At 64.2% G+C, this 19,088-nt stretch carries 21 protein-coding genes and 1 tRNA gene; 16 read left to right on the top strand and 6 right to left on the bottom strand.

The window, feature by feature from the left end; translation table 11 throughout:
- Window positions 1–193 precede the first annotated feature (193 nt).
- Complete coding sequence (locus tag NKJ77_RS00655; protein WP_031195767.1) at window positions 194–2,782, bottom strand: helix-turn-helix transcriptional regulator; 2,589 nt, start codon at window positions 2,780–2,782, stop codon at window positions 194–196.
- A gap of 243 nt (window positions 2,783–3,025) precedes the next feature.
- On the opposite strand from NKJ77_RS00655, the gene NKJ77_RS00650 reads away from it, so the two are divergent.
- The 7 genes from NKJ77_RS00650 (at window position 3,026) to NKJ77_RS00620 (ending at window position 9,132) form a co-directional block, all read left to right on the top strand.
- Complete coding sequence (locus tag NKJ77_RS00650) at window positions 3,026–3,298, top strand: DUF4242 domain-containing protein (RefSeq protein WP_023685308.1); 273 nt, start codon at window positions 3,026–3,028, stop codon at window positions 3,296–3,298.
- Window positions 3,276–3,581: a hypothetical protein gene (locus NKJ77_RS00645; protein WP_081732473.1), complete on the top strand. Its 306-nt coding sequence runs from the start codon at window positions 3,276–3,278 to the stop codon at window positions 3,579–3,581. Before NKJ77_RS00650 ends, NKJ77_RS00645 begins: the two co-directional genes overlap by 23 nt.
- A 163-nt stretch (window positions 3,582–3,744) precedes the next feature.
- Window positions 3,745–4,245, top strand: a complete 501-nt coding sequence (locus NKJ77_RS00640) for a hypothetical protein (protein WP_023731048.1) — start codon at window positions 3,745–3,747, stop codon at window positions 4,243–4,245.
- A gap of 260 nt (window positions 4,246–4,505) precedes the next feature.
- Window positions 4,506–5,909 (top strand): lipopolysaccharide biosynthesis protein, encoded by a 1,404-nt coding sequence (locus tag NKJ77_RS00635; protein ID WP_023818495.1) that lies wholly within the window; start codon window positions 4,506–4,508, stop codon window positions 5,907–5,909.
- The gene (locus tag NKJ77_RS00630) at window positions 5,909–7,189 is read left to right on the top strand and encodes a GNAT family N-acetyltransferase (RefSeq protein WP_023731050.1); all 1,281 of its coding nucleotides are present in this window, start codon (window positions 5,909–5,911) and stop codon (window positions 7,187–7,189) included. The genes NKJ77_RS00635 and NKJ77_RS00630 overlap by 1 nt, the downstream gene beginning before the upstream one ends.
- 76 nt (window positions 7,190–7,265) lie before the next feature.
- Entirely contained in the window at window positions 7,266–8,417 is a 1,152-nt protein-coding gene (locus NKJ77_RS00625) for a YncE family protein (RefSeq protein ID WP_352533936.1), read from the top strand.
- A gap of 139 nt (window positions 8,418–8,556) precedes the next feature.
- On the top strand, window positions 8,557–9,132 hold the full coding sequence (locus NKJ77_RS00620) for a cation efflux transmembrane domain-containing protein (protein WP_023742871.1): 576 nt from the start codon (window positions 8,557–8,559) through the stop codon (window positions 9,130–9,132).
- A gap of 188 nt (window positions 9,133–9,320) precedes the next feature.
- Here the strand turns inward: NKJ77_RS00620 and NKJ77_RS00615 are convergent.
- Window positions 9,321–9,405: transfer RNA gene (locus tag NKJ77_RS00615), tRNA-Leu, on the bottom strand.
- Window positions 9,406–9,611: 206 nt separating this feature from the next.
- Between NKJ77_RS00615 and NKJ77_RS00610 the strand changes: the two genes are divergently transcribed.
- Both NKJ77_RS00610 and NKJ77_RS00605 read left to right on the top strand, forming a co-directional pair.
- Complete coding sequence (locus tag NKJ77_RS00610; RefSeq protein WP_023685316.1) at window positions 9,612–10,196, top strand: YqaA family protein; 585 nt, start codon at window positions 9,612–9,614, stop codon at window positions 10,194–10,196.
- 62 nt (window positions 10,197–10,258) lie between these two features.
- Window positions 10,259–10,777 carry a disulfide bond formation protein B gene (locus tag NKJ77_RS00605; RefSeq protein ID WP_023731053.1) on the top strand — a complete coding sequence of 173 codons (519 nt, stop codon included), beginning with the start codon at window positions 10,259–10,261 and terminating at the stop codon, window positions 10,775–10,777.
- Between the two features lie 266 nt (window positions 10,778–11,043).
- Here the strand turns inward: NKJ77_RS00605 and NKJ77_RS00600 are convergent, their stop codons facing one another.
- Window positions 11,044–11,601 (bottom strand): HNH endonuclease, encoded by a 558-nt coding sequence (locus NKJ77_RS00600; protein WP_008874122.1) that lies wholly within the window; start codon window positions 11,599–11,601, stop codon window positions 11,044–11,046.
- Between the two features lie 127 nt (window positions 11,602–11,728).
- Window positions 11,729–12,370, bottom strand: a complete 642-nt coding sequence (locus NKJ77_RS00595) for a DNA-3-methyladenine glycosylase family protein (protein ID WP_352533934.1) — start codon at window positions 12,368–12,370, stop codon at window positions 11,729–11,731.
- Window positions 12,371–12,444: 74 nt separating this feature from the next.
- On the opposite strand from NKJ77_RS00595, the gene gluQRS reads away from it, so the two are divergent.
- Window positions 12,445–13,320: a tRNA glutamyl-Q(34) synthetase GluQRS gene (gene gluQRS, locus NKJ77_RS00590; RefSeq protein WP_352533932.1), complete on the top strand. Its 876-nt coding sequence runs from the start codon at window positions 12,445–12,447 to the stop codon at window positions 13,318–13,320.
- On the opposite strand, the gene NKJ77_RS00585 is transcribed toward gluQRS, so the two are convergent.
- The gene (locus NKJ77_RS00585; RefSeq protein ID WP_023671677.1) at window positions 13,321–13,608 is read right to left on the bottom strand and encodes a hypothetical protein; all 288 of its coding nucleotides are present in this window, start codon (window positions 13,606–13,608) and stop codon (window positions 13,321–13,323) included.
- A gap of 218 nt (window positions 13,609–13,826) precedes the next feature.
- Here NKJ77_RS00585 and NKJ77_RS00580 point away from each other — a divergent pair, with 218 nt between their 5' ends.
- On the top strand, window positions 13,827–14,702 hold the full coding sequence (locus NKJ77_RS00580) for a DMT family transporter (protein WP_031195766.1): 876 nt from the start codon (window positions 13,827–13,829) through the stop codon (window positions 14,700–14,702).
- On the opposite strand, the gene NKJ77_RS00575 is transcribed toward NKJ77_RS00580, so the two are convergent.
- Window positions 14,699–15,550 carry a YihY/virulence factor BrkB family protein gene (locus NKJ77_RS00575; protein WP_023671675.1) on the bottom strand — a complete coding sequence of 284 codons (852 nt, stop codon included), beginning with the start codon at window positions 15,548–15,550 and terminating at the stop codon, window positions 14,699–14,701. The two genes, NKJ77_RS00580 and NKJ77_RS00575, sit on opposite strands and share 4 nt — an antisense overlap.
- A 60-nt stretch (window positions 15,551–15,610) precedes the next feature.
- On the opposite strand from NKJ77_RS00575, the gene NKJ77_RS00570 reads away from it, so the two are divergent.
- The 5 genes from NKJ77_RS00570 (at window position 15,611) to NKJ77_RS00550 (ending at window position 19,088) form a co-directional block, all read left to right on the top strand.
- Window positions 15,611–16,477, top strand: coding sequence for an SDR family oxidoreductase (locus NKJ77_RS00570; RefSeq protein WP_081732471.1), 867 nt, complete (start codon window positions 15,611–15,613; stop codon window positions 16,475–16,477).
- Window positions 16,478–16,501: 24 nt separating this feature from the next.
- A complete protein-coding gene (locus NKJ77_RS00565; RefSeq protein ID WP_023671673.1) occupies window positions 16,502–16,693 on the top strand; it encodes a twin transmembrane helix small protein in 192 nt (63 codons plus the stop codon).
- Window positions 16,694–16,712: 19 nt separating this feature from the next.
- Entirely contained in the window at window positions 16,713–17,294 is a 582-nt protein-coding gene (locus tag NKJ77_RS00560; protein ID WP_023671672.1) for a cob(I)yrinic acid a,c-diamide adenosyltransferase, read from the top strand.
- Between the two features lie 29 nt (window positions 17,295–17,323).
- Window positions 17,324–18,124, top strand: a complete 801-nt coding sequence (locus tag NKJ77_RS00555; protein ID WP_023685321.1) for a rhomboid family intramembrane serine protease — start codon at window positions 17,324–17,326, stop codon at window positions 18,122–18,124.
- 214 nt (window positions 18,125–18,338) lie between these two features.
- A complete protein-coding gene (locus NKJ77_RS00550; protein ID WP_023685322.1) occupies window positions 18,339–19,088 on the top strand; it encodes an electron transfer flavoprotein subunit beta/FixA family protein in 750 nt (249 codons plus the stop codon).

The raw sequence follows: 19,088 nt of genomic DNA, 5'->3' as shown, positions 1-19,088 counted from the left end.
CCCCTCTGGCCTGCCGGCTATCTCCCCCTCAAGGGGGGAGATTACGCAGTTGCGGGCCCCACTTCCTTTTCAACTTCGACAATTGGCGAAAGCCTTGATCACAGCCAATCTCCCCCCTTGAGGGGGAGATGTCCGGCAGGACAGAGGGGGGCGCGAAGGATCGCGACCTCTCGGTCCAACCCTCGTCAAAACCTCACAACAACCCCGAATCGCGCGCGGTCGCTGTCGCCTCGCCGCGCGACACCGCATCCAGCTTGCCCAGCACCGCCGAGACATGGTGATCGACCGTCTTTGGCGAAATCGTCAATTGCTCGGCGATCCGCTTGTTGGAGAGGCCGCGTTCGATCAGCTGCAGCACCTGCATCTGGCGCAAGGTGAGGCCGGCGAGGTTGGCGCGCGTCGAGCGGCGCGGGCCGCGGGCGATGCCGCCAACGCCGTTCTTGCGCATGATATCGCGCAGGCGCTGGGCTGCCGGCCTTGCCCCCAGGCCGTCGAAAATATCCAATGCCAGCCGCTGCCCCTCGTCGTCGCCGAGGATGAGCGCCAGTCCGCGCTCGTATGGCGCATTCAATTCGGCCCAGAGTGCCGAAGCCGAACGCCAGTCGCCGGCTAGAAGCAGCCGGTATGGTGTCGCCATGTCGGCGGTGTCGCCGGCCGGCATATCGGGAGAGAGCAATGTTCGCCACAGCGCCAGCTCCCCGACATGGGCACGCGAGCGCACCGGCGTTTCGGCGCGGGTGATCAGCGCCAGCGCCTCTTGCCTGTCGGCCAGGCCCAGCCATGCCTGCTCCGCCATCAGCGCCGCGTAAGAGCTCAGCATCTGCAGGTCGCCGCCGCTTCCGGCCAGACGCGCCATTTCGGCGAACAGCGGCTCGGCCGAGGGATCGCCGCGCCTCAGGCGCAGTTTCGCCAGTGCCAGCAGCGCCGGAAACCGGCCCACGGTGGTTGTCCGCTCATTGTCGATGACATCGCTTGCCGTCGCGGCGGCCTCATCCCATTGGCCCTGGCGCAGTTGCACATCGGCCAGCATGCCCCTGAGATAGTCGCGCCAGGTGCCGAGGTCGTTTTCGGTGCAATAGTGGATGCCGCTCTCAAGCACCGGCCGCGCCGCGTCGTAGCTCATCTGGGTGATCTCGAAACAGGCGCGGTTGGTGAAGGCGCGCGCGGCATGTTCCTGGAAATTGCCTTGGAGCGCAATTTCAAGGCTTTGGTCGAGGCGCAGGCGTCCGGCGGCCGGATTGAGCCACTGCTCGACGCAGCCGACATTGTTGAGGGCATGCGAGGCGATGTCGGGACGGTTCATGCGCGCAGCCAGCGCCGCTGCCTTCTCGCCATAGAACAGCGTGTCTTCCACCCTCTCCGAAAGCATCGCCAGATGCGAAAGGTTCGAATAGGCCATGGCGAGTTCGGGACCGGCGGGAGCCGCTTCCAGCATCGCCACAGCCTCGGCGCCGAAGGCGGCCGCCGCCTCGCGGTCATCGCCCATTTCGCTCAGCCGGGAGAGCCATCTCAGGCTGTCGCCCTCCTTCAGCCTGTTGCCGTCTGCCTGATGCAACCGGCGCGCCTGTCCCTGCGCTGCAAGCGCGTCGTCGATCTTGCCGATGAGATGGCACTCGAAGGCATGACTTTCGTAGAGCGCGGCGCGCTCGATCACCGGCAGGCTGTCGGCCTGCCGCAAGGCGATCTCGTAATAGCCGGCGGCATCGCGATGGGCGCCGACGCGCGACGCCTCGCGCGCGGCGATTGGCGCAAGTTCGCGCACCGCCGCCAGATTATGCGCCTCGACCGCATGATGCACCAGGCGGCCTGTGGAGACGTCGCCATTTTCGAGCAGTGCCGCCAGCGCACGCTGGTTGAACTGCCGCCTGTGCGACGTCGTCAGCATCATTTCGATGGCGCGTCGCGCGATGTCGTGGCGGAAGGCGTAGCCGTCGCCCAGATCGTCGAGCAGGCCGTTGGCGACACACTCGGCCAACTGGCCGGCGCTGGCGACGCCGCACAGGCCCTGCAGGGCCCAGGCGTCGGCCCGGCGCGGAAACACCGACACCGCGTCGAGCATGGCCCGGGCGCCAACCGACAGCCGCTCGGCCCGCGCCAGCACCGCGTCGCGCACGCTTGCCGGCAGTGCCATTTCGTTTTCGGCCGACAGCAATTCGGTGACGAAGAAGGCATTGCCGGCGGTCGCCCGGTAGATGGCGTCGCCATCGCGGCCGGCCGCATCGGCGAGCGACAGCACGGCCGCCTCGCTGAGCAGCGGCACGTCGATGCGCGCCACGCTGCCGGCCGGGATTTCGCCCAAGGCGCGGCGCACCCGCATCTGTCCCTCGCTGCGGTCGGTGCGCGCCGTGAGCAACAGCAGGATGTGGGTGTTGGCGATACGCCGGCCGAGGAAGCGCACGAAATCGAGCGTCGCATCGTCGGCCCAGTGCAGGTCTTCGATCACCAGCAGGCTCGGTCCCTTGGCCGCAAAGGCGTCGAGCGCATCGGAAAACAGCGGCAGTCTCTGCCCATGCCGGGCGTCGATTGCGCGCGGCAGCGCCCATTGCGCCTCACGGGCCAGATCGTAAAGCGGCCCCAGCGGATCGGGGATCGACAGATCCTCGCAAGCGCTGCGCAACATTGCCGCGCTCTGCCCGACACGGGCCGCGAACGCCTCGACAATCGCCGTCTTGCCGGCGCCGGCCTCCCCCGCCAGCACCGCGACGCGGCCATGGCCGCCTATTGCATCGCCAAGCAGTGTCTCCAGCTGCTGCAGCTGCGTCTGCCGTTCCAGAAGCATCATTGTCATCGTCTCACAGGATCGGAGTTTTCCCACCATGGCGGGCCGCTCACGACTAGCCCGTGAAGAAAGCGCGGCAATGTGACTTTGCACACATTGCCGTGCCTCTTTCCACAAAGAACGACGCCAATATAGGGAATCGTCCCGTCCAATATGGGGAATCGTTCCGATGCGCGGGCTGGGCCGGCGTGGTCAACGTCCAGCCGCGCTCCGATCGAGCGTGAACCAATGGAAAGGAAGCCTTCCATGCCTCGCTATCTGATTGAACGCACATTTCCGGACGGCCTCAACATTCCGATGACCGACATCGGCGCCACTGCGGTGGGCGGCGTCGTCATGCGCAATGCCGAAAAGGGCGTCACCTGGATCCAGTCCTTCGTCACGCCCGACAAGAAGCACAGCTTCTGCATCTACGACGCGCCGACGCCCGAAGCTATCCGCAGCACCGCTCAGAAAAACTCGCTGCCGGTCGACAAGATCACGGAGGTGCGGGTTCTTGACCCTTACTTTTACCTCTGATCCTGCGTCCGGTCGCCACGATGATGAGCATCAAACTGTCCTTCGCGGCCATGGCGAACTGCCTGATGGCCTGCCGCTCGGCGGAATCGGACCTGTCCTGGGAAAGACCGGCCGGCCAACCTCCGTGCTCGGCCGTCTATGGCGGTTCGCGTCGAAGCTGCCTGCGTATCTGTCTGAAAGGCGGCGCCTGCCCCCGGAAGGCGACTATCTGAGGCGCGACATCGGGCTCTCGGAGCGGGAAGCCCCGCAGGAATATTGGCAATATTACTTTTTGGATCGTTGATTTTGCTGAATTTTTTAGCGCGGAGGTCAAAGCTCGGCAACCGAAGCGGCATATCCATCGCACAGCCGGCAGGGACAAAACTGTCCCCAATTCTTAAACCACGCCACCGGCGTTTCGGCATCGGCCGCCGTCGCCTCAAGCGTCAACAAACGAACGGAAGACCATGACCATAATTCTTTGGAAGACACGCTTCGCGGCCTTCGCCGCCATCTCGATCGCGGCCGGTGCGGCGCAGGCACACGACGCCAATCCGCTGGCCGAAAAGGTGCGCGCAGCCAACAGCCGCTTCGAAAATGTGGCAGCCGCCACCGCCGAAGGCTATGCCCCCATCCCTTGCGCCAGCGGCATCACCGGCGGCGCCATGGGCATCCACTATGTCAACGGCGCCTATCTCAAGGACGATGCCGTCGATGTCGCCAAGCCCGAAGCGGTGATGTACGAGCCGACGGCCGACGGCAGCCTGAAGCTGATAGCGGTCGAATACATCACCTCGAAGGGCCCGGCCTCGCTCGAAGGCCAGCTGTTCAACTTCAACAGCGCCCCCAATCGCTACGGCCTCGGCCCGTTCTACGAACTGCACGTCTGGGCATGGAAACAGAACCCGACGGGCGCCTTCGCCGACATGAACCCGAACGTGTCGTGCGACGCCATGAAGGGGATGTAACGCTCCGACACCTCCGGCACCGGACACACCCGGTGCCTGGCCATCCCCCTTGGCGGGGGAGGGGCGAGCGAAACGCCGACCGGCTCCCCAGTCTTCCCCGGCGTTCGCTCGCCTTTTATTATGCCCCGGCATACGATGACGCACCTTGCACACGCGGCCGTCCTTGGCCCCTCGGCGCACCCGCACCTGCCCACCCTTTCTTAAGGTGTTTCGGATACATCGAAAGCTTGAAAAGAGGCGGAAAACGGAGAGACATCGGGGTGCGGTTTTCCGCGGCGACGACGGCCGGGCGGTTCTTGCCGCAGCGCTTGGCGCTGCGCATGGGGCCGCTGCTTGGCCGGATCGATGCGGTGCTGTTCACCGCCGACGAGCGCGGCGAAGCCGGGCGCATGTCGCTGATCGCCTTTGCCATCCGCATCGTCAGCGCCGTCATCGCCTTCATCAGCCAGGTGCTGATGGCGCGCTGGATGGGCTCGTTCGAATACGGAATCTTCGTCCTCGTCTGGGTGACGATGGTCATCGTCGGCAACCTCGCCTGCCTCGGCTTCCACACTTCGGTGATCCGCTTCATCCCCGAATACCGCGAACGCAACATGCTCGCCGAACTGCGCGGCATCGTGGTCGCCAGCCGCCTGTTCGTGCTGATTGCCTCGACCGCGATCGCCGGGCTTGGCGCACTGGGCGTCTGGCTGTGCGCGAACTGGATCGAGAGCTACTATGTAATGCCCTTCATCCTCGGCCTGTTCTGCCTGCCGATGATCGCCATGGGCGATCTGCTGCAAGGCCAGTCACGCGCCAATTCCTGGGCGTTGTTTGCGTTGTCGCCGACCTATCTGGTGCGGCCGGTGCTGATCCTGGCGCTGATGGCGCTGATGCTGGCAATGGGCTATGCGCCCGACGCCAGGACAGCGATCTTCGCCTCGATCGCCGCCACCTACGCCACCACGCTCGGCCAGCTCATCGGCGTGACCACGCGCATGGGCAGGAATATCCCGTCCGGGCCGATGAAGGTGCATTTCGCCGAGTGGTTCATCGTCTCGCTGCCGATCTTCCTGGTCGAAAGCTTCTTCTTCCTGCTCACCAACGCCGACGTGCTGATGGTCGGCGCCTATCTCCAGCCCAATGACGTCGCCGTCTATTTCGCCACCGTCAAGACGCTGGCGCTGGTGCATTTCGTCTATTTCTCCGTCAAGGCCGGCGTTGCCCAGCGTTATGCGCAGTTCACCCATGGCGAACCGGAAAAGCTCGCCGCCTTCGCCCGCGAGACCGTGTCGTGGACGTTCTGGCCGTCGCTGTTGATGGCGCTGCTGGTGCTGGCGCTCGGCGAACCGATGCTGGTTCTGTTCGGCCCGGAATTCACCGCCGGCTATCCGCTGTTGTTCCTGCTGGTGTTCGGCGTCGTGGCGCGCGCCGCCGTCGGCCCGTGCGAAAGCCTTCTGACGATGAGCGGCAACCAGAACATCTGCGCCGCCGTCTATGCCATGACGCTGGCCTTCAACATCGGTCTCAACGTGGTGCTGATCCCGTTCTTCGGCCTGTGGGGGGCGGCGATCGCCACCAGCCTCGCCATGGTCTTCGAGGCCAGCGCCCTGTCCTTCACCGTCTGGCGCAAGCTCGGCATCGTCATGCTGATCTTCGTGCCCGCCGCCAAGGGAGATGCCTGATGGCCGCCATCCCGCTGATCGAGGAAACCAGCGGCGGTCCGGCCGGCGCCATGGTGTCCGGCCTTGCCGGCCTGGCGCGCGACGCCGATCCGGCGCATCTCGAGATCCTCGCCAGCAACCGGCCGCTGCGCAAGCTGGCGATCTATCCGGCTTCGGCCGGCTTCGAGCTGGTCGAGGAACTCGACTTTCTGTGCACCCGCACGATCGAGCCCAACGTCTTCTTCAACCCGCGCTTTCTTGCGCCGGCCATGCCCCGGCTGGAAGATCGCGAGGTCAAGCTGGCGGTGATCCGCGACGGCGACGAATACCGCAACCGGCTGCGCCTGCTGGTGCCGTTCTCGGTCGAAAGGCCGGCCGTGCCGCTCGGCGTTCCGGTGATGCGCACCTGGTCGAGCCCGTTCGGCCCGATCGGCACACCGCTGGTCGACCACGACGACCCGATCGGCGTCGTCGAGGATTTCTTCGGCATGCTGTCGCGGCCGCATCTCAAGCTGCCGAAGGTCTTCGTGCTGCCCGACATGCGCCTCGACGGCCCATTGGCCAGCGTGCTGGCCACCGTTGCCGAGACGCGCGGCCTGACGATGGTCACCACCGGCAAGGCGGACCGGCCGGTGCTCGAAAGTACGCTCGACGGCGAGGCGTATCTGAAGGCATCGCTGCGCGCGCACCACTACCGCGAATTCCGCCGCCTAAAGCGGCGCCTGGGGGATCTCGGCAGGCTGGAACATGTCGTGGCGCGGGGACCGGACGAAATCCGCCACGCCATCGAAAGTTTTTTGACGCTGGAAGCCGCCGGCTGGAAGGGCCGCGAGCGCACCGCCATGGCCATCGACCGCTACCGCGCCGCCTTTGCCCGCGAAGCCGTGCACCGGCTGGCCGAGCACGACATGTGCCGCATCCATTCGCTGACGCTGGACGGCCGCACGATCGCCTGCCTGGTCGTCTTCGTCGAGGCCGGCGTCGCCTACACCTGGAAGACCGCCTATGACGAGACGCTGGCGACCTATTCGCCGGGCACGCTGTTGATGATCAAGGTGACCAGGCAGCATCTCGACGACCCCAACATTATGATGACCGATTCCTGCGCCGTGCCCGACCATCCGGTGATGAGCCGGCTGTGGAGCGAGCGCAAGCCGATGGGCTCGCTGGTGATCGGGCTGACTCCGGATGCCGACCGCCTCGCCCGCCAGGCAGCCTCGCAGTTGCATCTCTACCGCGAGACCCGCAACATGGCCCGCCTGCTGCGCAACCGCGTGAAGAGTTTGCTGGGACGGCGATAGCCACTGGATCAACGGCAAGACACCAGCTATGGGTCGGCGCGGCAATTTCGGCCGGCCTTCACGACAAGCCATCCTGATGATCAGAACCTTTTTGCGTCACGCCGGTCCCCGTGCGGCCTTTTCGCTGCTTGCACTGCTGCCTGTCCGCGCCTGGGCCGATAGCTGTCCCGAGGATTGCAGCGAGCCCGCGCCGTCCATTAACATCTACAGCCACACCGCCGCCGGCCATCTCAGCCCGGCCACGCTGGGTGCACTGCCGCGCGTCTATGTGCCGAACCGCTCCTCCAACAGCGTCACGGTGATCGACACCATGACGCTCAAGGAAGTCGACAGGTTCCCGGTCGGCAGCAAACCGCAGCACGTCGTGCCGTCATGGGACCTGAAGACGCTGTGGGTCGCCAACAATGGCACCGGCAAGAACGGCAGCCTGACGCCGATCGACCCGATGACCGGCAAGCCCGGCCCGCAGATCGCCGTGGACGATCCCTACAATTTGTATTTCATGCCGGGCGCGGCCATCGTCGTCGACGAAGCCCTGGAGCGGCTCGATTTCCGCGATCCTCGCACCATGGCGCTGAAGTCGGCCCTGCCGACGCCCACTTGTCCCGGCATCAACCACGCCGATTTCTCCGTCGACGGCGCCTACGCGATCTTCACCTGCGAATACGGCAATGGCGGGTTGGCCAAGATCGACCTGAAGAACCAGAAGGTGCTTGGCCATCTCGACTTCTCGAAAATGGGCATGCCGCAGGACATCCGCCTCTCGCCCGACGGCAAGGTTTTTTACGTCGCCGACATGATGAATGACGGCGTGTTCCTCGTCGATGGCGACAGTTTCAAGGAGATCGGCTTCATCCCGACCGGCATCGGCGCCCATGGCTTCGTCGTCAGCCGCGACGGCAAGCGGCTCTATGTCTCGAACCGGGGCTCGCACAAGATGGAGCAGGGCAAGGCAAAGGGACCGGGCAGCGTGAGCGTGATCGACTTCGCCAACCGCGCGGTCGTAGCACTTTGGCCGATCCCCGGCGGCGGCAGCCCCGACATGGGCAATGTCAGCGCCGACGGCAAACAACTATGGCTGTCCGGCCGCTTCGACAGTGCCGCCTACATGATCGACACGACATCGGGCGCCGTGACCAAGTTTCGGGTTGGCTCAGAGCCGCACGGCCTGACGGTGTGGCCGCAGCCGGGACGGTATTCGCAAGGGCATACGGGGAATATGCGCTAAGTCCGTGTTCGAGGCGCGGCTCGAACGCAAAAGGTCGCAAGGGCAACCGCCCATCGGCCGGGACCCGGAACGAGCAGGGGCTTTCCTTGGACACCGCGAAGCTGTAGCTCCACACACTGGTTTCGGATACCGCCAGAAGATGAACCTCCGCCGCATCGTCCTCACCGTCGCGCTTCTCAATCTTGCCTATTTCGGGATCGAGTTCGCTGTGGCGCTCGCCATTGGATCAGTGTCCCTGTTCGCCGACAGCATCGACTTTCTTGAAGATGCTTCCGTGAACCTCCTCATCCTGCTCGCACTTGGCTGGTCTGTGCGTTCCCGTGCGCGGGTGGGGATGGCATTGGCGCTCATCCTTCTCATGCCGGGTCTGGCAACGCTCTGGACGGCTTGGGAAAAGTTCAACGTGCCGGTGCCGCCGCAGCCCATCGCCTTGACCTTGGCGGGACTTGGCGCTCTCGCCGTCAACCTGTCCTGTGCCTACATGCTGGCCGCGCACCGGCATCGTGGCGGCAGCCTCTCAAAGGCGGCCTTCCTGTCGGCCCGCAACGACGCCTTGGCCAACATCGCCATTATTGCCGCAGGGTTGGTCACGGCCTTGCTCTGGCATTCCGCGTGGCCCGATTTGGCGGTGGGATTGGGGATCGCGGTCATGAACGCCGACGCGGCCCGCGAAGTGTGGGAAGCTGCCCGTGAAGAACACCGTGCGGCGGCCTGAGAGCACGTAGAGCTGGGCTACCGGCCGCCGCTGATTGGCGCTATCGCTGTCATTCGCAGCAGCCGCGGTTGGCTCTGTGTTCAAGGCACTGTTCGAACCCGGAGGGTTCGCAAGGGCGACCGCCCGTCGGCCGGTCAGGCCGCCCCATCGGAGCCCATGAGCGAAGCGAACTGGCGTGAGATCAAAAATGGTGCCCCTAGCCGGAATCGAACCAGCACTCCTTGCGGAACTCGATTTTGAGTCGAGCGCGTCTACCAATTCCGCCATAGGGGCTCAGGCCCAAAGGCCTGGATGGGCGCGGACTATACGGTTGGAGGCCTGTTCGTCAACTGGCCAAATGCGCCGCCGTGCCCTGCTTGCGGCAAAAGCCCGCCTTTCTGTTTCATGACGCTCCTGCCATTGTGCGGCGCGGAAAATCTTTCTAGACAGATGCGCATCAAAGCGCGTTGCGTCTGGGCAACCTGCATCCAGGAGAGCCGATGCTTCGCGGACTTTACGACTGGACCTTGTCGCTGGCGGCCCGCAAATCCGCCGAATGGTGGCTGGCCTTCATCGCCTTCGTCGAAAGCTCGGTGTTTTTCATACCTGCCGACGTCTTGTACCTGCCCATGGCGTTGGCGCGGCCCGAACGCGCCTATCGGTACGCGCTGACCGCCACCGTTGCGTCCGTGCTGGGCGGCATTGCCGGCTGGCTGATCGGCTACTATGCCTACGACACGATAGCACGGCCGATGCTGGAGCACTTTGGCGGCCTTGACGCGTTCGAGAGGTGGCAGTCGGCCGGCACCGGGCTGATGCTGGTGCTGCTCGTCACATCGGGTGCCGCCCACCTGCCGCCGATCAAGGTGGTCACCATTCTGGCAGGCGCCCTCCACGTCAATCTTGTCGTCTTCATCGTCTCCGCCATCCTGGCGCGTGGCGCTCGTTTCCTGCTTCTTGCCTGGCTGCTGCGCCGCTATGGCGAGGAGATCAAGGAATTCATCGAGAAGCGTTTGGGATTGATCGTCGGCGCCGGCGCCGCCGCCCTGATTTTGCTCTATATCGTCGTCAAATACGCCTTCTAACCGCCCAAGGCGGGCGGTGGGTCAGGACTATGCCGGCGGACGGCGAATTCAACGGACGAAACATGACAGCCACGATGACAGCCGATACCGGACGCCAGCGGACGCGCACCGCTTTGTTTCTCGCCGTCGCCATGGCCGCCACGGTCGGCTCCGCGCTCGCCTTCCAGCACATAGGCGGCTACATCCCCTGCCATCTGTGCCTGGAGCAGCGCACGCCCTATTATATCGGCGCCCCGCTGATGCTGCTGGCGGTGATTGCCTCGATGCTTAGCGCGCCCGCATGGCTGACGCGCGGCCTGCTTGCCGTCGGCGGCCTGCTGATGCTCTATGGCCTCTATCTCGGCGTCTATCATTCGGGCGTCGAATGGGCCTGGTGGCAGGGCCCGGCCGATTGCACGGCCGGCGCCGGCCCGGTCGACACCGGCGGCAAGGGCGTGCTCGACGCGCTCGACAAATTCGTGCCGCCATCCTGCGACAAGGCAGCCCTTCGTATCCTCGGCCTGTCGCTGGCCGGCTGGAACGCCATCGCCAGCTTCATCCTCGCCGCCATCGCCTTCCGCGGCGCGCTGGCGCGCGACTAATCAAGTGCGAGGTCGCGCCATGCGGCCAATCTCTAAATGTTGGCACCGCCCCTCATTGCCCTGCCGGGCATTTCTCCCCGTGTAGTGACGGGGAGAAAGACGCAGTCATCGATGGTTTCGCCAATCCCGAACGCTGAAAAAAGGGCGCCAGATTTGCAGCCAATTCCCTTCTCCCCGTCACAATACGGGGAGAAGGTGGCGGCAGCCGGATGAGGGGCAGCACCTGACATCGGCGATTGCCCTGGCAAGGCCGATCGGGCCAATCCCTACGGCTCCAACTCCACATCCCAGTAGAGATAATCCATCCAGCTTTCATGCAGATGGTTGGGCGGGAACAGCCGGCCATTGTTGTGCAGGTCGTGCACGGTCGGCTGGTAGGGCTTCTGCAGCGGCCACATCTTGGCGTGCGCCGGCATCATGCCACCCTTCCTCAGATTGCAGGGTGAACAGGCGGCCACGACATTCTCCCACGTCGTCGCCCCGCCGCGATGGCGCGGGATGACGTGGTCGAAGGTCAGATCCTCGGGCGTGCCGCAATACTGGCACTGGAAGCGGTCGCGCAGGAACACGTTGAAGCGGGTGAATGCCGGGTGCCTCGACGGCTTCACATAGGCCTTCAGGCTGACGACGCTGGGCAGCTTCATCGAAAAGGTCGGCGAAGACACCGCATGCTCGTATTCGGCGACGATGTTGACCCGGTCGAGGAACACCGCCTTGATGGCGTCCTGCCAGGACCAGAGCGACAAGGGGTAATAGCTGAGCGGACGGTAATCCGCATTCAGCACCAGCGCAGGAAGCCCATCCGGAGATACGGCAACCGTCACTTGTTGACCTCCTCGTTCTAGAACCGATCGGCGCGGATACTGTAAGCCCGACATGACAGGGATGTGAAGCGGATTGTCATCAGCCAAAAGCGGCAAAAATGCAGGATTTTCATGCTTTTTTACGGTTTCAGGCCGGAGGTGCTGCGTCCCGGCCCCTGGTTTCGCGATAATAGGACCAGAAAAGCCGCGATGCGACACCTCGCCACGGGCTCCATGATTCGGCCAGGGCGATCAGCGTTTTCTCCGGCGGACGCGGCTCGATGCCGAGCGCGTGGCCAACCGCGCTCTGCAGCGCGACGTCGCGCGCGGGGAAAATATCGGGGTGGCCGGCGGCAAACAGGAGATAGACTTCCGCCGTCCACGGGCCGATGCCCGGCACCGCGATCATAGCCGCGATCGCCTCTTCGGCGTCGAGCGAACAGAGGTGATGCAGGTCGAGCCCCTCAACCACGGCCTGCGCAACCGCGATCAGACCGCGCTGCTTCGGCCGCGACAGCCCAGACTCACGAAACATGTCCTCGCCGGCGGCAAGGATCGCCTGCGGCGTTAGCGGATCGACCAGTTTCACCAGCCGGCCGAAAATGGCATCGGCGCTCGCACGGGATACTTGTTGCGAAACGATAATGGAGGCCAGGCTTCGAAAGCCGGGCTCCGACAGCCGCAGCGGCACCTCGCCGGCCATGCCGCGCACCTTTTCCAGGCGCGGATCGATTGCGCAAAGCGCATCCAGCCCGCGCGCAATATCGTCCAGTGTCGCGATGCGTTGCATGTTTTCTTGTTCCTGAACCGACCTCACGGTAGCAATTGGCAAAACCGCTGCACAACCCGATTGCCGCTTGTGAGATGACGCTCCTGACATTCCGCTTCGCGCCGAGCCCGAATGGCGAACTGCATCTCGGCCATGCCTATTCGGCACTGCTCAACCAGCAACTGGCGCGTGCGGCCGGCGGCCGCCTGCTGCTGCGCATCGAGGACATCGACACGATCCGCTGCACGCCTGAATTCGAGGCCGGCATCTTTCGCGACCTCGAATGGTTAGGTCTCGAATGGGAACAGCCGGTGCGGCGCCAGGCCGAGCATTTCTCCGACTATCAGGCCGTGCTCGACCGGCTGGTCCGCGAAGAACTCGTCTACCCTGCCTTTATGAGCCGTGGCGAGATCAGGGCCTTCATCGCCGACAGCGAAAAGCGCGGCCGCGGCTGGCCGCGCGACCCGGACGGCGTGCCGCTTTATCCCGCCGCCGACAAGGCGCTGCCGGTCAGCGAACGCAACCGCCGCATCGCCGAAAATGCGCCCTTCGCCTGGCGCCTCGACATTGATGCAGCGCTGGCGCGCGTCGGCACGGATTTGTCCTGGCGCGAATTCACCAACGAGACGCTTTCGGCGACGCAGCGTGTCGAGGCGCGTCCGCAGGACTGGGGCGACGTCATTCTGGCGCGCCGCGACATCCCGACCAGCTATCACCTGGCCGTCGTCGTCGACGACGCTCTGCAAGGCGTCAGCCATGTCGTGCGTGGCCGCGACCTCTATTCCGCGACCGGCATCCAGCGCCTGCTGCAGGAATTGCTCGGCCTCGGCCAGCCGCAGTATTTCCACCACCGTCTCATACTCGGTCCGGATGGGCGCAAACTGTCGAAGAGTTTTGCTGATACCGGCCTTGCCGCGCTGAGGCAGGCAGGCATGTCGCCGGACGAAGTCAGGCGGCTGGCCGGGCTATGACTAAAGCCGGGCCAGCCCCGCCTTGAGCAGCGCCAACGCGCCGATAAACGCGAAGGCGCCGCCCAGTCCCCAGGCAACCGCGAGCTTCAGATCTCTCAGGACGATGCCATGTTCGTTCGCGGCCATGACCGCGGCGAAAAAGCCGAGCGTGAACAGCAGCGTGTTGCCGGTCGACCCAAAACCGTCCTCCTGCATGATGGCGTCGAGCGCTGAGCCGAAGAAGAAGCCGAACACGGCCACACTGGCCACCGTCATCAACAGCCAGCTTGTATCGAGATGCAACAGCATGCGCGCTCCCTGTCGAAGCCAAAACGCCATGTCGCCGGATCGATCGACAGAAGTCGATTGCCCTGACGCCGCCCTTTGAATTCGGCCACCTCCTACATCAGGATGAGCTTATGTACCAATTGTTTCACTTTGCTTGCCGGATTGAACCGCATTAGAGCAATTGCCGTATTTGTCTCTTCACCGAATCGGACCTCTCCACCGGAAACGGCTTCCCCGAAATGCACAGTCTCAAGCGGTTCATCCCCGCCTCGTTTGTCGTCCTGTGGGCGACAGGTTTCATCGGCGCGCGCTACGCCATGCCCTGGGCGGAGCCCTTCACCTTTCTGGCAGCCCGCTTTGTCATCGCCGCCTTGCTGCTTGCCGGGCTGATGCTCGTGCTTGGCTCGAAGCGAGCCACAAGGGCAGAAGCGCTTCACGCCACGGTCGCCGGCATCCTCATGCATGGCATCTATCTCGGCGCCGTGTTCTGGGCGATCCACAGGGGCATGCCCGCCGGGCTTTCGGCGCTGATCGTCGGCCTGCAACCGCTGATCACCGCCGTGCTTGCCGGCCGGTTCCTCGGCGAGGACATCCTGCCGCGCCACTGGGCCGGCCTTGCCGTCGGCCTTGTGGGAGTGATCATCGTGCTGTGGCCGAAGCTCGGCGCTCTCGGCGGCGGCGTTACGCCCGAAACCCTGACGGCGTCGCTGGTCTCGGTGCTGGGCATGAGCGCCGGGACCATCTGGCAGAAGCGCTATGCCTCGGGTGGCGACCTGGTGGCGGCGACGATGTGGCAATATATCGGCGGCGGCTCGCTGATGATCCTGGCTTCGCTGGCACTGGAGACCCACACGGTGATCATCAACGGCGAACTGATCTTCGCCATGGCCTGGCTGGTCCTGGTGCTGTCGATCGGCGCCATCTTCCTGCTGATGGTGATGATCCGCGACGGCGAGATGTCGAAGGTCGCGTCGCTGTTCTACCTGGTGCCGGCCGTCACCGCTGTCATCGCCTGGGCGCTGTTCGGCGAACAGCTCAGCCTCGTGCAGATCGTCGGCATGGCAATCGCGACGCTCGGCGTCGGGCTGGCCACGGCTCGGCCAGCCAAAACCTAGCTGCCGACCCGTGCGCGCGCTTCGAGAAAGCGGCTGATCGCCGCATTGAGTTCGCCGCCGAGGATGAAGATCGCCGACAGCATATAGAGGAAAACCACGGCGATCATGATCGAGGCGAGGCCGGCATAGGTCGTCACATAGGACGAGAAATGGTCGAGGTAGGTCGCGAACATCGTCGAGCCGACAAGCCACGCAGCCAGAGTGAAGATGATGCCAGGCACCAGCGAGACAAAGCGGCGCTTGCCCGCCGGCAGCCAGTAGTGGACGGCAAACAACCCACCAATGATGACGGTTGAGGCGATGACGTAGCGCCACAGCGTGATCGTGCCCGTATAGGGTTTGATCCACTCGAAATGAGCTTCCGCCAGCCGCGCCAGCAAAGGCGCAAAGACCAGGAGCACGCTGATCGCCAGGAAACCGGCCGTCGCGATCAGCACGAAGAAAATGCTCTGCACCCGGCGGTAGATGATGCCGCGCGTTTCGGCGACGCGGTAGGCGCGGTTGAGCGAGGTGCGCAGCGCCTCGATGCCGTTGGAGGCGAAATAGGCCGCCAGAAGCACGCCGTAGGTCAAAAGATCGGTGCGCCGCACGGTCAGCACGTTGAGCACCTCGCGCGCGATAGGCTTGGCGATCTGTTCGGGCCAGGTGTCGAAGACCAGGTGCACGGCAGTATCGGCGAACGCCTGCGCACCGAGGAAGCTCGCCAGCGTGGTGGCGAAGATCAGGAACGGGAACAGCGCCATGAGCGAAGTGATCGCCAGATGGCTGGCCATGGCCCAGCCGTCATCGGTGTTGAAATGGCCAAGCGCGTCATAGAGCACGCGGCGCAGCACGACGATATTCCGCATCAAGAGCCGCGTTCCCTTCGATTGTCTCGACGCCGCGAATATGGGAAGGGATTGTGGCAAATGGCAACCCTTGCTCAAACCACGATGCCGCCTGCCAAAGAGTTGCGCACCATCATCGTCACCGGCGCCTCGTCCGGGATAGGCGCCCACTGCGCCCGTGCGCTGAAGGCGGATGGCTGGCGCGTGTTTGCAACGGCGCGCAAGCCGGATGACATAGCCGCACTTGAAGCCGACGGCATCGAGGCCTTTTATCTCGACTACCGTGAGCCGGATTCCATCGCAGCACTTGCGGCATCGGTGCTGGAGCGGACAGGCGGACGCCTCGACGCCCTGTTCAACAACGGCGCCCATGCACAGCCCGGCGCCGTGGAAGACCTGCCGGTTGCGGCATTGCGCGAGCAGTTCGAGGCCAATTTCTTCGGCTGGCACGACCTCACCCGACGCATCGTACCGGTAATGCGTCGCCAGGGACATGGCCGCCTCGTTCATTGTTCCTCGATCCTTGGGCTAGCGCCGGTGCCTTTTCGCGGCGCCTACTCAGCCTCCAAGCACGCGCTCGAAGGCCTGATGCTGTGCATGCAGCAGGAACTCAGGGGCAGCGGCATCCATGTCTCGCTGATCGAACCGGGGCCGGTGACCTCGAAAATCGCCAGCAACGGGCTGTTCTGGTTCCTGAAAAACATCGACCACGAGAATTCCGTCCACCACGTCGCCTATGCCGCGCAGCTGGCGCGGCTTCGGGCCGGCGGCAGCTCATCACGGCTGAAAAAGGGGCCGGAGGTGGTCTATGCGGCCTTGCGCCATGCACTTCTGTCGCGGCGCCCGCGCCCGCACTATGTGGTAACAGTGCCGGCCAGGATTGGCGTGATGCTCAAGCGCATCCTGCCGGCATCGATGCTCTACCGCGTTCTGGCCGGACGCGCCTGATCGCAACAGAACTGGGAACAGATCATGGCAACCGTCATCAAAGTCCTCCTCGTCCTCGTCATGGTCGCCGTGGTGATCGTGCTTGTCCGCGGCCTCATCAACATGATGCGCGGCGGCTCCGGTGTGAGCTCGAACAAGCTGATGCAGGCACGCGTGCTGCTGCAGGCGCTGGCGTTGGCACTGATCCTGCTGGTGGTGTATTTCACCCGCAAGTGACGGCCGTTCGGGAGGCGACGTGGTCAAGCTCAACAAGATCTACACCCGCACCGGCGATGACGGCACCACTGGCCTCGGCACCGGTGAACGCAGGCTGAAATCCGACCTGCGCGTCGATGCCTACGGCACCGTCGATGAAGCCAATGCCTGCATCGGTATCGCCCGCCTGCACACAGCGGCAAGTTATCCCGCCATCGACGCCATGCTGTCCCGCATCCAGAACGATTTGTTCGACCTCGGCGCCGATCTCGCCGTGCCCGACGACGGCAAGCCGCTGGGCTACGAGCCGCTGCGCATCATCGCCTCGCAGACCGACCGCGTCGAAAAGGATATCGACCTTCTCAACAAGGATCTGCAGCCGCTCAAATCCTTCGTGCTCAATGGCGGCACGCCGGCGGCGGCAGCACTTCATCTTGCCCGCACCGTGGCGCGACGGGCCGAGCGGATCATGGTGGCGCTGGCGCAGGACCCGGCCGAACATGTCAATCGCGAGGGGCTGAAATACATAAACCGCGTCTCGGACTTTCTGTTCGTCGCCGCTCGTGCGGTCAATGACAACGGAAATGCCGACGTGTTATGGGTGCCCGGCAAGAACCGCTGAATTTTCGAAGGCGGGAAAGGGCTTGGGGCATGTTCATCCCGCTTTACGACTCCAACAGGTTGCGCCACATCCGGCTGCAATATGTGACGATCGGCCTGATCGCGGTCAACGCGCTTGTGTTTCTCATCACCACGATCGGCGGCGAAAATTTCAACAACGCAGCCGTGCTCGGCTTCGGCTTCATTCCTTCGGTTGTCCACGACACGGCAGAACTCTCGCCCCAATTCGTCGTCATTCCCGAGAGCCTGAGTTACCTTACCTATGCCTTCCTGCATGCCGATATCTTTCATCTCGGCGGCAACATGCTGTTCCTGTGGGTGTTCGGCGATAATGTCGAGGACGCACTCGGCCACATCCGCTACCTCATCTTCTACCTGCTTTGCGCCATCGCCGGCGCCTTCTTCCAGGGGCTCGTCGCCTGGAGTTCGGAGGTTCCGCTGATCGGTGCCTCCGGCGCCATTGCCGGCGTCGTCGCCGCCTATCTGGTCCTCTACCCCCGGGTGAAAGTGTGGGTGCTGGTCTTTGCCCGGATTCCGCTGCGTATCCCGGCCTTCATCCCGCTGATCCTGTGGATCGGCTTCCAGGTGGTGATGTTTGCCGCCGGCGGCGAAAACCAGATATCCTGGGCCTGCCATATTGGCGGCATCATTGCCGGTGGCGTGCTGGTGCTCATTATGCGCAGCCGCGGCGTGCCGCTGCTCGCCGGTGGCGACGGCGAGCCGCAACCCGCCGATCAGCCAGCCGCTTCTACTGGGCCGGCGCCAGCCGGTCCCGCTCCCGTGCAACCTGAGACGCGTTGGGGCCGGGGTGGCGCTTCCGGTCACAAGTGAACCGATTTGGGTGGTTTGGCCGCTGCCGTGGCATATTGACGTGTTGCGTCGCCACAACTACGGAGAGCGCCACCGCTAGGCGGCAGAAGACCAGAATTCGTCCGGCCAGGATTCCGTTTGGCCGGAATTCAGTCAGGAATGTCGGCTTTCGACAACTCTGCGGAGGCGCACGCTGCTATAGCGCGCCCGGATATCTCAGGAGAGGTGACAGACAATGAAGATCCTTGTGCCCGTGAAGCGGGTTGTGGATGCGAACGTCAAGGTTCGCGTCAAGGCCGATGGTTCGGCGGTGGAACTCGCCAACGTCAAGATGGCGATGAACCCGTTCGACGAGATCGCGGTGGAAGAGGCGCTCCGGCTGAAGGAAGCCGGCAAGGCCGAAGAGATCATCGTCGTTTCGGTCGGCCCGCAGCAGGCGCAGGAAACGCTCCGCACCGCGCTCGCCATGGGCGCCGACCGCGCCATCCTGGTCAAGACCGACGAGCAGACCGAGCCGCTCGGCGTCGCCAAGGTGCTGAAGGGCGTCGTTGACGCCGAACAGCCCGGTCTCGTGATCCTCGGCAAGCAGGCGATCGATGATGACTCGAACCAGACCGGCCAGATGCTGGCCGCCCTGCTCGGCTGGGCACAGGGCACTTTCGCCTCCAAGGTCGTGATCGACGGCGACAAGGCCAAGGTGACGCGCGAAGTCGACGGCGGCCTGCAGACGGTGGAACTGAAGATGCCGGCGATCATCACCGCCGATCTTCGCCTCAACCAGCCGCGCTATGCCTCGCTGCCCAACATCATGAAGGCCAAGAAGAAGCCGCTCGACGAAAAGAGCCCGGCCGATTACGGCGCCGACGTCAAGCCGCGCCTGAAGGTGCTCAAGACCGAGGAGCCCAGCGGCCGCAAGGCGGGCGTGAAGGTCAACAGTGTCGCCGAACTGGTCGACAAGCTCAAGAACGAAGCCGGCGTGCTCTGA

This window comes from Mesorhizobium sp. M0052, assembly GCF_040323255.1.
Lineage (GTDB): Bacteria > Pseudomonadota > Alphaproteobacteria > Rhizobiales > Rhizobiaceae > Mesorhizobium.
Note: the sequence above shows the minus strand (reverse complement) of the source record. Positions and strands in the feature narration are given on the sequence as shown.

Excerpts from the sequence above, each read along its gene's own strand:
- NKJ77_RS00655 (WP_031195767.1), bottom strand. The coding sequence starts at position 2,782 with ATGATGCTTCTGGAACGGCAGACGCAGCTGCAGCAGCTGGAGACACTG.
- NKJ77_RS00555 (WP_023685321.1), top strand. The coding sequence starts at position 17,324 with ATGTTCATCCCGCTTTACGACTCCAACAGGTTGCGCCACATCCGGCTG.
- NKJ77_RS00575 (WP_023671675.1), bottom strand. The coding sequence starts at position 15,550 with ATGCGGAATATCGTCGTGCTGCGCCGCGTGCTCTATGACGCGCTTGGC.
- NKJ77_RS00605 (WP_023731053.1), top strand. The coding sequence starts at position 10,259 with ATGACAGCCACGATGACAGCCGATACCGGACGCCAGCGGACGCGCACC.
- NKJ77_RS00625 (WP_352533936.1), top strand. The coding sequence starts at position 7,266 with ATGATCAGAACCTTTTTGCGTCACGCCGGTCCCCGTGCGGCCTTTTCG.
- NKJ77_RS00640 (WP_023731048.1), top strand. The coding sequence starts at position 3,745 with ATGACCATAATTCTTTGGAAGACACGCTTCGCGGCCTTCGCCGCCATC.
- NKJ77_RS00550 (WP_023685322.1), top strand. The coding sequence starts at position 18,339 with ATGAAGATCCTTGTGCCCGTGAAGCGGGTTGTGGATGCGAACGTCAAG.
- NKJ77_RS00650 (WP_023685308.1), top strand. The coding sequence starts at position 3,026 with ATGCCTCGCTATCTGATTGAACGCACATTTCCGGACGGCCTCAACATT.
- NKJ77_RS00580 (WP_031195766.1), top strand. The coding sequence starts at position 13,827 with ATGCACAGTCTCAAGCGGTTCATCCCCGCCTCGTTTGTCGTCCTGTGG.
- NKJ77_RS00595 (WP_352533934.1), bottom strand. The coding sequence starts at position 12,370 with ATGCAACGCATCGCGACACTGGACGATATTGCGCGCGGGCTGGATGCG.
- NKJ77_RS00620 (WP_023742871.1), top strand. The coding sequence starts at position 8,557 with ATGAACCTCCGCCGCATCGTCCTCACCGTCGCGCTTCTCAATCTTGCC.
- NKJ77_RS00565 (WP_023671673.1), top strand. The coding sequence starts at position 16,502 with ATGGCAACCGTCATCAAAGTCCTCCTCGTCCTCGTCATGGTCGCCGTG.
- NKJ77_RS00630 (WP_023731050.1), top strand. The coding sequence starts at position 5,909 with ATGGCCGCCATCCCGCTGATCGAGGAAACCAGCGGCGGTCCGGCCGGC.
- gluQRS (WP_352533932.1), top strand. The coding sequence starts at position 12,445 with ATGACGCTCCTGACATTCCGCTTCGCGCCGAGCCCGAATGGCGAACTG.
- NKJ77_RS00570 (WP_081732471.1), top strand. The coding sequence starts at position 15,611 with ATGGCAACCCTTGCTCAAACCACGATGCCGCCTGCCAAAGAGTTGCGC.
- NKJ77_RS00610 (WP_023685316.1), top strand. The coding sequence starts at position 9,612 with ATGCTTCGCGGACTTTACGACTGGACCTTGTCGCTGGCGGCCCGCAAA.
- NKJ77_RS00585 (WP_023671677.1), bottom strand. The coding sequence starts at position 13,608 with ATGCTGTTGCATCTCGATACAAGCTGGCTGTTGATGACGGTGGCCAGT.